Source organism: Micromonospora sp. NBC_01412 (assembly GCF_045040215.1).
GTDB lineage: Bacteria > Actinomycetota > Actinomycetes > Mycobacteriales > Micromonosporaceae > Micromonospora > Micromonospora rubida.
Window position 1 is genome coordinate 7,330,551 of sequence record NZ_CP109528.1, and the last position, 12,522, is coordinate 7,343,072.

Consider the following 12,522-nt stretch of genomic DNA (forward strand, 5'->3'; position numbering starts at 1 on the left):
GTCCGTGGTCAGAGCACCGAGCTTCGCGCGGTCACAGCGACATCCAGCAGTAGAGGCGCTGCCCACCTGCCTGCGCCCGGCGGGCCAGCCCGACGAGTTGCCGGAGCACGGGCAGCATCCCGGCCGGCTCGCCCCAGGACAGCTCCTCGATCCGCGACCAGCGGTCGGCGAGGGCCGGCAGCCGGTCCTCCGCAACCGCGGCGAGCACGTCACGGACGCGGTCGCCGAGCCTGACCACCCAGGGCCCGTCGTGCTCCGCCCCCGCAGCGCCGGCGTCGGGCCAGATGAGCCGGTCGTCGACGAGGTCGGCGTCCCATGCGACGCCGAGGGCGAGCGACACGGCCTGGCCGAGCACCACCGAGGGGTCGACGCCCTTGGCCTCCACGACGTCCACCCCGGGAGGGGCTGCCGGCCCCACCAGCGGGCCGCCGTTCGTGGCGGCCATCAACGCGGCGACCGCCTCGTCGTCGGCCGCCCGGAAGTAGTCGTACAGAACGCCCATCGGATTCTCCGATCGATCCGCCGCCGGTGCGCGGCGTAAGGAAGATACGACCTGGGACGCGCGGTCCCCCGCGCGGTGGTGGAGCTGCGTGGCCGATCAGGCCGCGGCTGCGGCTGCGGCGACGCAGAACTCGTTGCCCTCCGGGTCGGCCATCACCACGTGGTGGCCGTCGAACTCCGCCAGCACGCTCCCGCCCGCCCTCGCCAGGCGCTCGGACTCCGCCCTGATCCGTGCCCACCGCTCGTCGGGACCGCCGTGTCCCGGCACCCGGACGTCGATGTGGAGCCGGTTCTTCGCCGCCCTGGGCTCGGGGACCCGCAGGATCGAGAGGCGGGGGCCGACGCCGTCGGGGTCGCAGAGCCACGCGCCGTCGTCCGCGGAGTCGTCCTCCGGCAGGTCGAACTGCGCGAGCCACTCCGCGCGGGTCGCGAAGGGGGCGGGCGGTGGCTCGTCGACGTAGCCCAGCGCCGTCTTCCAGAACGCGGCGAGGAGCTGGGCGTCCGCGCAGTCGAGCGTCAGATCGATCCTGGCTGCCATGGTGGGACCGTATCGCCCAGCTCCGACAGTCAGCCACCGGGCACCCTGACGCTGAGCGGCGTCGCCGCGCCGGCCACAGGGCGCTGACCAAAGCGTGCTGACCACAGCGCGTTCTGGAAGACAGCGCCGGCCGCGACGCACTTACCGACGCGCCGGCCGCGACGCGCTGCCCCGGGGCCGGGTGGCTGGCCTCCTGGCTGCGCGACGGCCGCCGACCCGCTCATCATGCTGCTCCGAGGCGGGCCGGCGGTTCAGCGGCGCCGGGGCTCGGGGCGGCGGCGCGGGCGGGACGACCGGACGGCCAACTCGAAGTACAGCCGCTCCAGGTCGCGGGCCGCCGTGTCCCAGTTGTACTCGGCGAGCACCCGGTCGCGCAGCAGCGTGGCGCCGGCCCGCTCCGCGGGCACGTCGGCGGTCACGGTGGCCAACGCCCGCAGCAGGTCGTCGCCGTCGCCGTCGCGGAACAGCCGCCGGCCGGGGGCGTCGCGTTCCAGCACCTCGACGTGCGGTTCGATGTCGCTGGCCACCACCGGCAGCCCGTACGAGGCGGCCTCCAGCAGCGTCAGCGGCAGCCCCTCCAGCCGGGAGGGTTGGACGAAGGCCGCCGCGTGCGAGTACAGCTCGGCGAGCTGCTCGCCGTAGACGAAGCCGGTGAACACGATGCGCGGGTCGTCGCCGGCCTCGCGGCGGATCCGGGCGACGAAGTCGTCGGTGAAGGAGGAGCCGCCGACGACGACCAGCCGCAGGTCGGTGGGCAGCCGCCGGAACGCCCGGACGAGCAGGTCCGCCGCCTTCTCCGGCACGAGCCGGCCGACCAGCAGCAGGTACCCGCCGGGGCGCAGGCCGAAGCCGTCGAGTTGGCGGGGCGGCAGGTGCCGCGGGGCTGTCACCCCGTTGGGGATGTACCGGGCGGGCCGCCCGAACCGGGTCGCGTAGTGCGTCGACAGGCCGCGCGACACCGTCACCCTGGCGTCCGGGACGTACGCGCTGAGCCGGTACGCGGTGCCGAGCACGGCGCGCGCCGCCCGGCCCCACTTGTCCCGCTGGTTGTCCAGCCCGTGCACGGTGAGCACCACCTTCGACCGGGAGGCGTAGCGGGCCAGCGGGGCGGTCAGGATCGGGCCGAGCCCGTGGTAGTGCACGATGTCGGGCCGTTCGGCCAGAGCCGCCAAGGTCGAGGTGGTCGAGTGCACGATCGCGTCGAGGTGCTTGCTGGCGACGGTGCGGGCCCGACGCAGCCGGATGCCGCGGTACTGCTCGGCGGACACGTCGCCGTAGCTGTCCCGACAGTAGACGGTCACCTCGTGGCCGAACGCGGCGAGCCGACTGGCCATCTCCTCCACGTGCCGCTCGATCCCCCCGTAGGTGGCGGGCACGCCCTTCTGCCCGATCATCGCCACCCGCAGGGGGCGCCAGCCCGGCGGCCGGGTCGCGGCCGGCCCCGACCGGTCGAGGCGGAACTGGTTGGTCGCCTCGACGGCGTCCTCACGAAACGGCACTGTCCCCCCTAGGTTCGCTGCGCCCGAGGTGGTGAACAGGCACCAGACGCACGGGACGCTAGATCATCGGTGGACCGGCGGACAGGGGCCGGACAGCCAGCCCGAGCAGCACGTCCGGCCATCCGCGTACCCGGTGCGCCGCCGGGGGGACGGAGCGTGTCCGTCCCCTGACGACTGCGGTGCAGGTCAGGCGGTGGAACCGCCGAACTGCACCCGGTCGATGGTCAGCTCGGACGTGTTCCGGTAGCTGAGCGGGGCGAGGGCGAGCGACCGACCCGGGGCGGCGGCCCCGGGCCGGTGTCCTGCTCCGGTTGGCATGGTGGAAGTCGGGTTCGCCGACGGGCTGACTACGGCTGGCCGGCCAGCACCAGCTCCCGGAGCCGCTGATCGAGCGCCGGTGCGTCCAGGCCCCCCGGCCAGCCGCGCAGCAGCGCGCCGCCCTTGGCCACCACCACGACGGCCGGTGGCTCCCGCACCGCGTACGAGCGCCAGATCGTCTGCTGGTCGTCCAGGACGACCGGATACTCCACCCGGTGGGCGCGCAGGTAGTCCTGGACCTCGTCGGCCTGGTCCGCGCCGGCCACCCCGACGAAGACCACCCGGTCCCGGTAGCTGCGGGCGAGCTCGCTGAGGGCGGCCTGGCGGCCGGCGCAGGTGGTGCACCAGGAGCTGAAGAAGGTGAGCACGACGGGACGCTGCGCCCACAGGTCGGCGGCGGCGAGCGGGGTGCCGTCGGTCAGCGCGCCGGTGAACGCCGGGGCGGCCGGGGCGGACCCGGGCGCCGGGCGCAGCACCAGGTCGGCGGGGACCGGCCCGGGCAGCGTCGCCGCTCCGCCGGCGGGTGCCGGCGCGGAGGGCTCGGGCGGGGGCGTGCTGCACCCGCCCAGCAGCGCCACCGCCAGCAGGAGCGGCAGGAGCGCCCGCCTCATGACGGGACCACCGCCACCAGCGCCGGGCCCTCGCTGCTGTCCGGCGTCAGGTCGAGCGCCGCCCGGCCGTCCACCTCCAGCCGGTAGGAGGCCCGCTGCGGCACCCGCACGGGGACGGCGAACTCGCAGTAGGTGGGTACGCGCTCGACCCCCAGGTCCTCGGTGAAGGCGGCCACCGCGGTGCCTGCGGGCAGTCGCCCGGTGGCCAGCGCCGTACCGTCCGGGTCGAGCACGCGGAACGGTGCCCGGTTGTGGAAGTGCAGGTACGGGCCGGTGCCGGCGCAGTCCACGCCCTCGGCCCGGATGTTGATGTCGCGGACCAGGACCCGGACCGTCGTCGGGGAGACCGCCTCCTGCGTGGCGCCGGCGGTGCCGCAGCCGGTCGCGCCGGCCAGCAGCAGGGGCAGTAGCGTCATGGTGCCTCTCCGCACGTCGTCCTCCTCTCGCCCGCCTTCCGGGGCCGCGGCGGCGGCTGGCCGTCGCCGCGGCCCCGGAACAACGGGGTCAGCCTCGGGTGCCGGTCAGGACTTCTCGACCCGGCACTGCTTGGTCACCGTCTTCGTCGGGTCGCTCTCCGAGGTCGCGGTGAGCTTCACGAAGCCGGTGTCCGCGGCGGCGGCGGTGGCGCCCACCGACACCCTGACCGTGGTGGACTTGCCGAACTGCGCGGTGGCGAGCTGGGTGGGCAGCCAGGTCCGCCAGCCCTTGCCGGCCACCTCCGCCGACAGGCGGTAGACGTCCGACTTCAGGTACGCGCTGACGTTCTCCGGGTGCTGCTGCCCGCCGGCCGAGTACACACCGGTGTTGGTCAGCTCGAAGGAGCAGGTCACCCCCCGGTTGGTCGGCTTGCCGCCGCTGGTCATCTCGCCCTTGCCCAGCGTCACGCCGTGGCTGCTCGGCCCGCCGGTGCCGTCCAGCGAGCGCACCGCCACGGTGTAGGACAGCGAGCCGGCCGAGTCCCGCTTGAGGTCGATGATGTAGAAGTGCAGCCGGTTGGCCTCGTCGACGTACTCGTACTGGCTGCCGGTGTCCGCGCCGGCGTGGAACAGCGCGTCGGAGAGCTGCCGGTAGTCACCCATGGTGATCTTCTGCGGGGTGCCGTCCGGCCGGTAGAAGTCGATCATGTCGATGTCCTGCGGGTTGGCGTCCACCACCCACTGGAACGGCGCGCTGTCGGCGTTCTTCGTCTTGCTCAGCAGCACGCCGCTGTCCGGGGTGAAGGAGTCCGCGCCCATCCGGTCGACGACCTCGACGGTGTAGTTGTTGAAGTTGCCGCCGTCGCACAGCGGGTCGGTGCTGACGCCGCACGTCGGCGACAGGTCCTTGTTCAGCGCGATGTTCACGCCGGTCAGGCCCTTCGGGCCGGCGTCGACCGCGCGGGCGGTGACCTGCGCGACCACCAGGCCCGAGGAGGCGAGCGACTCCCGGGACAGCCGCAGCACGTGCTCCTCGCCGAGCAGGCCGATCTTGATCTTGTCCCGCACGGTGTGCAGCGAACCCATCGAGCCGCCGTTGGTCGGCGGGATCTGCCAGCGGGTGTGCGGGCCGCCCGGGCCGTTGAACGACCCGCGCGACATCATGCTCCAGATGCCGGTGTACGCCCTGCGCAGCGGCTCTCCGTACGGGTTGTTGTAGTTGTCGCCGATACCCAGCAGGTGGGTCAGCTCGTGGGCGTAGACGCCCATGCCGGAGCTCTCCCCCTGCGTCGAGGAGCCGCCGCCGGCGTTCGGCCACAGCGTCGCCGCAGCCTTCCACGAGGTCCAGTCCACGTAGCGGGTCTTCGCCCAGTTCGGCAGGTCGGGGTCCGGCGGGCCCCAGGCGTCCGGCACGTCCTCCTTGTTCTGGAAGATCATCTGCCCGAACTCCTGCCAGGTCGACGACTCGTCCTGGCCGGCGCTGAGGATGAACACCAGCTCGTACTGGTTGGCGACCTCCTCGCCGACGGCCGCCCGCCAGGCGCCCAGGCCGTCGGTGCGGATGTTCTTGCCGCACACGTCCCCGCTCGGGCAGGCGCCCGGGTTGAAGCTGTTGTCCAGCCCGTACTGGTGGGACTTCGCCGGCATCTGGTACGGCCCGAACCCGGCGAGGTCGACGCCGTAGCGGCCGTTGGAGTCCTGCATCCAGTACTCGTGCAGGGTGTGGCCCTTGTTCAGGGTGTTCGGGGTGTTCAGGAAGTCCTGGTAGAACTTCGGCACGTCCGCCCGGGGGATGTTGGTCGCGACGGACTGGGGGTTGCCGAAGACCGTCGAGCGGGCCCGCTGGGAGACCGCGAACGTCTGGTCGGGATAGTCGAGCGCCACCAGGGCGATCTTGAAGTTGCGGACCGAGCCCGACACGCTCGGGTCGGCCCAGTTCTTGCCGGGCACGGCCTTGTAGTCGTTCCAGGTCATCGTGTCCGGGTTCTGCCAGGCCTGCGGGTCGAGGACCTGGAACGGCGCGGTGCCGCCGGCCGGGTTGGCCGGGGCCGCGGCGGCCTGCGCCGCCCCGGTCGCCACGAGCGTGGTCACCACGGCCGCGGCCAGCAGGGAACGCCTCAGCCGCGTTCGGTTGGGGGTAGCACGGTGCACGGAACCACCTCTCGTCGGGAGGAAACGCGGCGCCGGGCATCCCGGTGGGGGGATCGCGGAACACCTGTCAGCAGGCCGCGCAGCGAATCTAGGAGGGCGGGCCGGGGCCGGTCACCGTGCAGATGTCGGCAGGTGGGGCGGTGGCTTCCGACACCTGAAGGACCGGGGCCCACCGGCGGATCAGCCAACGGGGCCCCAGGAAGCCGGTTCGGCGGTCGCCGCGAGGGCCCGCAGCACGTCCCGGCGTACCCGCTCGGTGGCGGGCCCGGGCAGGGGCCCGCGCGGTGGGCGGCACCGCCCCCCGAACCGCCCGGCGCACTCCATGGCGAGCTTCACGGCCTGCACGGACTCGGGCCGGGAGGCCCAGCCGAGGAGCGGGTGCAGCTCGGCGTAGAGCGGCAGCGCCCGGCCCAGGTCGCGGGCGACGCACAGCTCGTACAGCCGCACGGCCTCGCGGGGCAGCGCGTTGGACAGGGTGGCGACCCATCCCGTGGCGCCGCACAGCACCAGTTCCAACAACACGTCGTCGGCGCCGACCAGCACGTCGACGTGTGGGCACAGGTCCCGCAGGCGGTGCAGCCTGCGCACATCGCCGGTGACCTCCTTGACCGCGACGATCCCGTCGATCTCGGCGACGGTCGCCAGCAGGTCCGGCGTGAGGTCCACCCGGGTGTCGTACGGTTCGTTGTGGGCGACCACCGGCAGGCCGACCGCCGCCACCTCCCGGTAGTGGGCGACCACGTCGGCGTCGCGGGCGGCGGGCCCGTCGGGTGGCGGCGCCAGCACACCGTGGGCACCGGCCTCGGCGGCCTGCTCCGCCCAGCGCCGGGCCTGCCGGCTGCCGTAGCCGCCGACCCCGGGCACCACCGCGCAGCCGGGCGGCGCGGCCTGCACCGTCGCCCGCACCACGGCGGCCCGCTCGTCGTCGGAGAGGGACCGGTACTCCCCCACCGACGCGCACGGCGCGACCCCGTGGCACCCCTGGGCGGCGAGCCAGCGGACGTGCTCCTGGAGTTGGTCCAAGTCGACCGACAGGTCGTCGCGGAACGGCGTGGTGATGTCCACCAGCACGCCCCGCCAGGGCATACCAGCTATCACTCGGGCATCCCTTCTCCGCGCCGGCACCGCCCGTCACCCCACCCGCGCTGCGCGTGCCGGCGCCGGCGCGGTCCGTACCGGAACCTTAGAAACGTCCCTCGCCGCCGGTCTTCGGACAGATGCCGGAACAGCCGCGTTGCCGCCCGTCCTTTTGTCGCGACTTCGACAGTGGACCTTGCGCGGGGACCCGCCCGCACCGGAGGGTAAGGACTGGCGGTCGCGCGACCCCTGTCGCGTGGCGCAACCAGGGGAGATCCATGCACGGAGAGCTCCAGCGAATCGTCGACGCCGTCGCCGCCCGGGTGGGGCGGCCCGCCCTCATCGAGGACCGGCGGCAGCGGGTGGTCGCCTACAGCGAGCACGACGGCCCGATGGACAACGTCCGCCGGATGTCGATCCTGCGCCGGCAGACGACGCCGGAGGTGATCGCCTGGTTCCGGGGCATGGGCGTGCTCACTGCGCGTGAGCCGGTTCGCACCCCCGCATGCGCCGAGCTGGACCTGCTGCCGAGGGTCTGCGTGCCGATCCGGCACGACGACCTGCTGCTCGGATTCGTCTGGTTCATCGACGCGGACGGCTCGATGACCGACGCCGACATCGCCACCGCGACCGGCGCCTTCACCGACCTGTCGCTGGCCCTGTACCGGGAAAACCTGCTCGGTGAGCTGGCCTCACAGCGGGAGACCGAGGCCACCCGCACGCTGCTGGTGGAGAGCCGGGAGGCACGCGAGCACGCGGCGCGGGCGCTGCTGGAGGAGGGCACGGTGGCCGGCGACGGGACGACCGTCGCGCTCGTCGCCCAGCTCGTGCCGGCCGGCGGGCGGCAGCCCGACGAGGTGGCCCGGATCGCCCTGGAACAGGCCCTGGTGACCACCCGCCGGTGGATCGGGGTGCGGGAGACGCTGCACCTGGTCTGGCACGACCACGGGGTGCTGCTGGTCTGCGGCGACCGGATCGCCGGCCGCCCCTCGCCGGAGGTCTCCGCCGGCCACCTGGACGAGGCGCTGGGCACCGCGACCCGGGGCCTGGCCTCGGTGGACCGGACCGTGACCGGGATCGGCGAGCCCCGCACCGGGCTGGCCAACGCGGTCGAGTCCTATCAGGAGGCCGCGCAGGCGGCCCGGGTCGGGACGCAGCTGCCCGCGCTGGGCCGGGTGGTCTCCTGGTCCAGCCTGGGAATCTACCGGGTCCTGTCCCAGCTGGACAGCCAGCACCTCGACGTCGCAGGCGTGCATCCCGGGCTCGAGCGGCTGCTACGCGACGACGCCCACCAGGTGCTGCTGGAGACCCTGGAGGCCTACCTCGACCTGGCGGGCAACGCGCACGCGACCGCCGAGAAGCTCCGGCTGCACCGGACCACCCTCTACTACCGGCTGCAACGGGTCGAACAGCTCGCCGGAACCGACCTGAAGGACGGCAACGAGCGGCTGTGCCTGCACCTGGCGATGAAGCTCGGCCGGCTCACCGGCCACTACCGGACGGCGTGACGAACGGCGCCCGGACGGCGTGACGGACCGCGTCCGGACGGCCGGCCCGGAGTGCCGACGGATCGGAGCGGGCCCCGGGGCGCGGCCCCCGGTCAGGCGGCGGGGTGCTCCAGTTGGGCGCGTACACGCAGGAACAGGTCGGTGGTGTCCTCCTTCGGAGGCAGCCCGAGGAAGCTGACCATCCCGATGGTGTGCCGGTCCACCCAGACGCACACGACGACGTCGACGCCGTCGCTGCGAGCCCGGCCGCAGCGGGTCTCACCGCCCAGCTGGCCCGGCGGCACGGGCTTGACGTCGGTGAGCCGGGGCAACCCCGCGAAGACGCCGTCCACGGTCCGCACGGGGTCCGGCACCACCCCGGACACCCCGCCGACCAGGATCGTGTGCCGCTCGTCCAGCGGGGCGTAGGCACTGCCGACGGCGCTGGTCGGTTCGCCGTCGAGGAGGGTCTTGAAGTGGGCCATCACCTGCTGGGCCTGGTCGTGCGAGATCCGGCTCGTCGACTCGGGCCAGGTGTCCAGCAGCCGCTCCGGCGCGTCCAGCCGCATCGCGACCACCGTGGACGGCGACGCCTTCGGCGTGACCTCGCCGGCCGCCTGCGAACAGCCACCCGCCAGCAGCAGGCCGGCGACCAACGCGCCCACCCGCGTCTTCCGCGCCCGCGCACCCGCCAGCGCCGTCCGGCTCCCGGTCATGTCCCCCGCTTCCTTCGTGCCGACAGCGGATCGTACCGGCAACCGTGGGCCGTTGGCCGGCAACGGTGGGCCGTTGGCCGGCGGCCGTGGGCATGACCGGCGGTGGGGGTGCACGAGCGTCGCGCGGGTCCCGCCGTCGCAGAGAGCGCAGCGGCGCCGGGGCGGGCACGACGATTGACAGCGCATCGACGCACTGCTATTTGTTAATAGAGTTTCCTAATTGTCACGGGCCCTCGACAATCCCCGAAGGAGGCCCGGTCCCGTGCCGCATTCCCACCCTCTCGCCGCAGGCCCCGCCGCCGGGTCCCTGAACCGGGACCGGCCGCGCCCCGGCGCGTACCCGAACGACGACACCTGCGGCGAAAAGGCCCGGGCCGCCCACGACCACACCCGACAATCGGGGCCCACGGGGGCTGGCCCCGACCATGCCGCCGGCCGCCGGCGGCACCCCCAACCTAGGAGTGCCATGCCTGCCAAGAGGACAGCCGCCTACCTCGCCGCGGCCCTGCTGGTCCCCGCCGCGGCGGTCGGCTACGGCCTGCCGTCGGCCAGCGCCGCGACCGCCGGGCCGATCACCGGCCTGGGCGGCAAGTGCGTCGACGTCGCCGCCGCCAGCTCCGCCAACGGCACCGCCGTCCAGCTCTACGCCTGCAACAACACCGCCGCCCAGGCCTGGACCGTCGGCAACGCCGACGGCTCGATCCGCGCGCTCGGCAAGTGCCTGGACGTCACCGCCGCGTCGACCGCCGACGGCGCCAAGATCCAGCTGTACGACTGCAACGGCACCGGCGCCCAGCGGTGGAGCGCGTCCAACGGCGCCCTGGTCAACGCCGGCTCGGGCAAGTGCCTGGACGTCACGGACCGGAACACGGCCGACGGCACCCGGTTGCAGATCTGGACCTGCGCCGGCAGCGCGAACCAGCGGTGGACCCTGCCCGGCGGGGGCGCCACCCCCAGCCCGTCCGCGCCCGGCGGCGTCAACCTCGACAACCCGGCGAAGAAGGACGTGGCCATGCAGCTCGTCTCCGCCGCGGAGAACTCGTCGCTGAACTGGCGGGCCCAGTTCTCCTACATCGAGGACATCGACGACGGGCGGGGCTACACCGCCGGCATCATCGGCTTCTGCTCCGGCACGGGCGACATGCTGGAGCTGGTCGAGGCGTACACGGTCACCAAGCCGGGCAACGTGCTGGCCCCGTACCTGCCGGCCCTGCGCAGCGTCAACGGCACCGACTCGCACGCGGGCCTCGACCCGAACTTCCCCCGCGACTGGCGCACCGCCGCCGCCGACGGCGTGTTCCAGGCCGCCCAGGAGGCCGAGCGGGACCGGGTCTACTTCAACCCGTCGGTACGCGACGGCAAGGCCGACGGGGTCCGGGCGCTCGGCCAGTTCGCCTACTACGACGCGGCGGTGATGCACGGCTACGAGGGCATGCGGGCGATCCACAGCCGCGCCCTCGCCCGGGCGAAGCCGCCGGCCCAGGGCGGCGACGAGCGGACCTGGCTCAACGCCTTCCTCGACGAGCGGGTCGTCGAGATGAAGAAGGAGGCGGCCCACTCCGACACGTCCCGGGTCGACACCGCCCAGCGGGTGTTCCTCAACAACGGCAACTTCGACCTGAACACGCCGCTGGTCTTCGCCGTCTACGGCGACCAGTACCGGATCGGCTAGCCGGAGCACGGTGGGGGCGGGGTGGTCTCAGTCGGTCGGCATCGGCGCCGGCAGGGCGCTGCCCATCCGGTCCTGGTCCCAGTAGGAGTCGTCCGGGGTCGGCAGGCGCGTGCTGGCCGTTCCGACGTCGCCGGTGGACGTGGGCGCCTGGGGCTGGCCGGCCGGCCCGGGCCGGCGGGCAGTCACCACCCCGGCCACCACGACGGCGACCAGCACGACCGCGACCGCCGCCCCCACGGCCACCACCCACCCGTTCCTCATGGTCCGCTCCCCTCCGCCGGCTCCGGCGCTTCGACCGTTCCGGTCGCCGGGCGGCGACCGGAGCACCACCTCGGTGGGACGCGCGCGGACCCCGACCGGATCCCACGGATCACGGTCGGGGTCGGCGTTTCACCCTGCCGGGTGACTCAGGTGCGGTTCGCCACCGAGTTGTAGACGTCCATGATCGCGGTGTCGAAGTACGAGCTCCGGTTCACCCCGTTGCCGTCCAACGTGCTCATGATGCCGTTGACGTAGCCGTACGCGTCGTTGTACAGCCGTAGCCAGACCGAGCCGCTGGAGCCACCTGTGAAGCCGCAGCCGAGGGCGATCTTGTTCTCCTGGAACGGCCAGATGCCGGGCCGGTAGGTCGTGCCCTGGCAGTACTGCTGCCAGCCGCCGTCGTACGGGGGCGCCGCCGGGTAGGCGAGAATGGTCACGGCCTGGTCGTAGCTGTAATTGACCGAGAGGCCGTTTCCGCCGAGCACGTCGACGGGCCGCTGGCCGGAGCCGTTCGGCCACACCGTGATGTAGGAGACGTCACGGTCGAGGTTGCTGTCGTTGATCCACACATTGAAGGTCGTCAGATACTTAGCCGACCAGCGGCCATACGGCTCGGCACCGTAGTTGTACAGCGGGACGAATACCCAGTTCTGCATCCACTGGCCGCCGCTACCGCCGTGCACGCAGTGCCCGGCGCTCATGACGAGCAGCTTGGAGCCGCTGTTCACGGTGCCCGCCGAGCAGACGTAGTTCAATCCGTTGGCCGGGTTGTAGAAGAAGACCTTGCCGACCGTGGCGGAGGCGGCGACGTTGGCGGCCATGGAGCCGCCGGCGGGGACGCGGCTGGCGGCGGCCTTCACGGTCGGGGCGGCGGGCGGCGTGGACTGGGCCGCGCCGGTCGGGCGCAGGCTCTCACCGGAGCTGGCAGGAGCCTTCTTGACCAGCGTGTCCGCCGAGATCGCGGTGCGCATCCGCTCGGGGGTCCAGTAGTTGCTGGCCTGCTCGGCGGTCGTCAGTCCACTACGGGCGTTGGCGGAGGTGGTCGCCAGCGCCGTGCTGACCGACGCTCCGGCGGTGGCGTCGGGGGCCGGGGCCGCCTGCGCGGTGCCGGCGCCGACCAGGGCCATTCCCGCGGCGAGCGTCACGGTCGCGGCGACCCGGGTCGCGCGCCGGATGTCCGGAAAGTGCATTCGTTCTCCTTCTAGTGAGGGCATTGGCGCTTGTCTAAGCGCTGGCGACAGCATGGCCAGCCGAGAAGCGTGAACGGAAGCGGAT

13 protein-coding genes are annotated in these 12,522 nt (G+C 73.3%); 2 read left to right on the plus strand and 11 right to left on the minus strand.

Translation table 11 applies throughout. From position 1 onward, the window contains the following. Positions 1–31: 31 nt before the first annotated feature. The 8 genes from OG617_RS31925 to OG617_RS31960 all read right to left on the minus strand — a co-directional run bounded on the left by OG617_RS31925 (position 32) and on the right by OG617_RS31960 (position 7,132). Entirely contained in the window at positions 32–502 is a 471-nt protein-coding gene (locus OG617_RS31925) for a hypothetical protein (protein WP_405096594.1), read from the minus strand. A 96-nt stretch (positions 503–598) separates the two neighbouring features. Then, a complete protein-coding gene (locus OG617_RS31930; RefSeq protein WP_405096595.1) occupies positions 599–1,039 on the minus strand; it encodes a VOC family protein in 441 nt (146 codons plus the stop codon). Between the two features lie 251 nt (positions 1,040–1,290). After that, positions 1,291–2,538, minus strand: coding sequence for a glycosyltransferase family 4 protein (locus OG617_RS31935; RefSeq protein ID WP_405096596.1), 1,248 nt, complete (start codon positions 2,536–2,538; stop codon positions 1,291–1,293). A 186-nt stretch (positions 2,539–2,724) separates the two neighbouring features. Continuing rightward, entirely contained in the window at positions 2,725–2,856 is a 132-nt protein-coding gene (locus tag OG617_RS31940; RefSeq protein ID WP_405096597.1) for a hypothetical protein, read from the minus strand. Positions 2,857–2,885: 29 nt separating this feature from the next. Then, positions 2,886–3,467, minus strand: coding sequence for a TlpA family protein disulfide reductase (locus OG617_RS31945; protein WP_405096598.1), 582 nt, complete (start codon positions 3,465–3,467; stop codon positions 2,886–2,888). Beyond that, positions 3,464–3,883 carry a hypothetical protein gene (locus OG617_RS31950; RefSeq protein WP_405096599.1) on the minus strand — a complete coding sequence of 140 codons (420 nt, stop codon included), beginning with the start codon at positions 3,881–3,883 and terminating at the stop codon, positions 3,464–3,466. The genes OG617_RS31945 and OG617_RS31950 overlap by 4 nt, the downstream gene beginning before the upstream one ends. A gap of 105 nt (positions 3,884–3,988) precedes the next feature. Continuing rightward, on the minus strand, positions 3,989–6,034 hold the full coding sequence (locus OG617_RS31955) for a M6 family metalloprotease domain-containing protein (protein ID WP_405096600.1): 2,046 nt from the start codon (positions 6,032–6,034) through the stop codon (positions 3,989–3,991). Between the two features lie 180 nt (positions 6,035–6,214). Continuing rightward, positions 6,215–7,132: a dihydrodipicolinate synthase family protein gene (locus OG617_RS31960; protein ID WP_405096601.1), complete on the minus strand. Its 918-nt coding sequence runs from the start codon at positions 7,130–7,132 to the stop codon at positions 6,215–6,217. A gap of 257 nt (positions 7,133–7,389) precedes the next feature. On the opposite strand from OG617_RS31960, the gene OG617_RS31965 reads away from it, so the two are divergent. Continuing rightward, positions 7,390–8,619 carry a PucR family transcriptional regulator gene (locus OG617_RS31965; RefSeq protein WP_405096602.1) on the plus strand — a complete coding sequence of 410 codons (1,230 nt, stop codon included), beginning with the start codon at positions 7,390–7,392 and terminating at the stop codon, positions 8,617–8,619. A 92-nt stretch (positions 8,620–8,711) separates the two neighbouring features. On the opposite strand, the gene OG617_RS31970 is transcribed toward OG617_RS31965, so the two are convergent. Further along, positions 8,712–9,314, minus strand: coding sequence for a hypothetical protein (locus tag OG617_RS31970; protein WP_405096603.1), 603 nt, complete (start codon positions 9,312–9,314; stop codon positions 8,712–8,714). A gap of 466 nt (positions 9,315–9,780) precedes the next feature. On the opposite strand from OG617_RS31970, the gene OG617_RS31975 reads away from it, so the two are divergent. Next, positions 9,781–10,986: a chitosanase gene (locus OG617_RS31975; RefSeq protein WP_405096604.1), complete on the plus strand. Its 1,206-nt coding sequence runs from the start codon at positions 9,781–9,783 to the stop codon at positions 10,984–10,986. 27 nt (positions 10,987–11,013) lie between these two features. Here the strand turns inward: OG617_RS31975 and OG617_RS31980 are convergent, their stop codons facing one another. Together OG617_RS31980 and OG617_RS31985 are read right to left on the minus strand one after the other, a co-directional pair. Beyond that, positions 11,014–11,247 (minus strand): hypothetical protein, encoded by a 234-nt coding sequence (locus OG617_RS31980; RefSeq protein ID WP_405096605.1) that lies wholly within the window; start codon positions 11,245–11,247, stop codon positions 11,014–11,016. A gap of 146 nt (positions 11,248–11,393) precedes the next feature. Next, positions 11,394–12,437: a hypothetical protein gene (locus tag OG617_RS31985; RefSeq protein ID WP_405096606.1), complete on the minus strand. Its 1,044-nt coding sequence runs from the start codon at positions 12,435–12,437 to the stop codon at positions 11,394–11,396. Positions 12,438–12,522: the final 85 nt, after the last annotated feature.

Excerpts from the sequence above, each read along its gene's own strand:
- OG617_RS31925 (WP_405096594.1), bottom strand. The coding sequence starts at position 502 with ATGGGCGTTCTGTACGACTACTTCCGGGCGGCCGACGACGAGGCGGTC.
- OG617_RS31930 (WP_405096595.1), bottom strand. The coding sequence starts at position 1,039 with ATGGCAGCCAGGATCGATCTGACGCTCGACTGCGCGGACGCCCAGCTC.
- OG617_RS31940 (WP_405096597.1), bottom strand. The coding sequence starts at position 2,856 with ATGCCAACCGGAGCAGGACACCGGCCCGGGGCCGCCGCCCCGGGTCGG.
- OG617_RS31945 (WP_405096598.1), bottom strand. The coding sequence starts at position 3,467 with ATGAGGCGGGCGCTCCTGCCGCTCCTGCTGGCGGTGGCGCTGCTGGGC.
- OG617_RS31950 (WP_405096599.1), bottom strand. The coding sequence starts at position 3,883 with ATGACGCTACTGCCCCTGCTGCTGGCCGGCGCGACCGGCTGCGGCACC.
- OG617_RS31965 (WP_405096602.1), top strand. The coding sequence starts at position 7,390 with ATGCACGGAGAGCTCCAGCGAATCGTCGACGCCGTCGCCGCCCGGGTG.
- OG617_RS31970 (WP_405096603.1), bottom strand. The coding sequence starts at position 9,314 with ATGACCGGGAGCCGGACGGCGCTGGCGGGTGCGCGGGCGCGGAAGACG.
- OG617_RS31975 (WP_405096604.1), top strand. The coding sequence starts at position 9,781 with ATGCCTGCCAAGAGGACAGCCGCCTACCTCGCCGCGGCCCTGCTGGTC.
- OG617_RS31980 (WP_405096605.1), bottom strand. The coding sequence starts at position 11,247 with ATGAGGAACGGGTGGGTGGTGGCCGTGGGGGCGGCGGTCGCGGTCGTG.
- OG617_RS31985 (WP_405096606.1), bottom strand. The coding sequence starts at position 12,437 with ATGCACTTTCCGGACATCCGGCGCGCGACCCGGGTCGCCGCGACCGTG.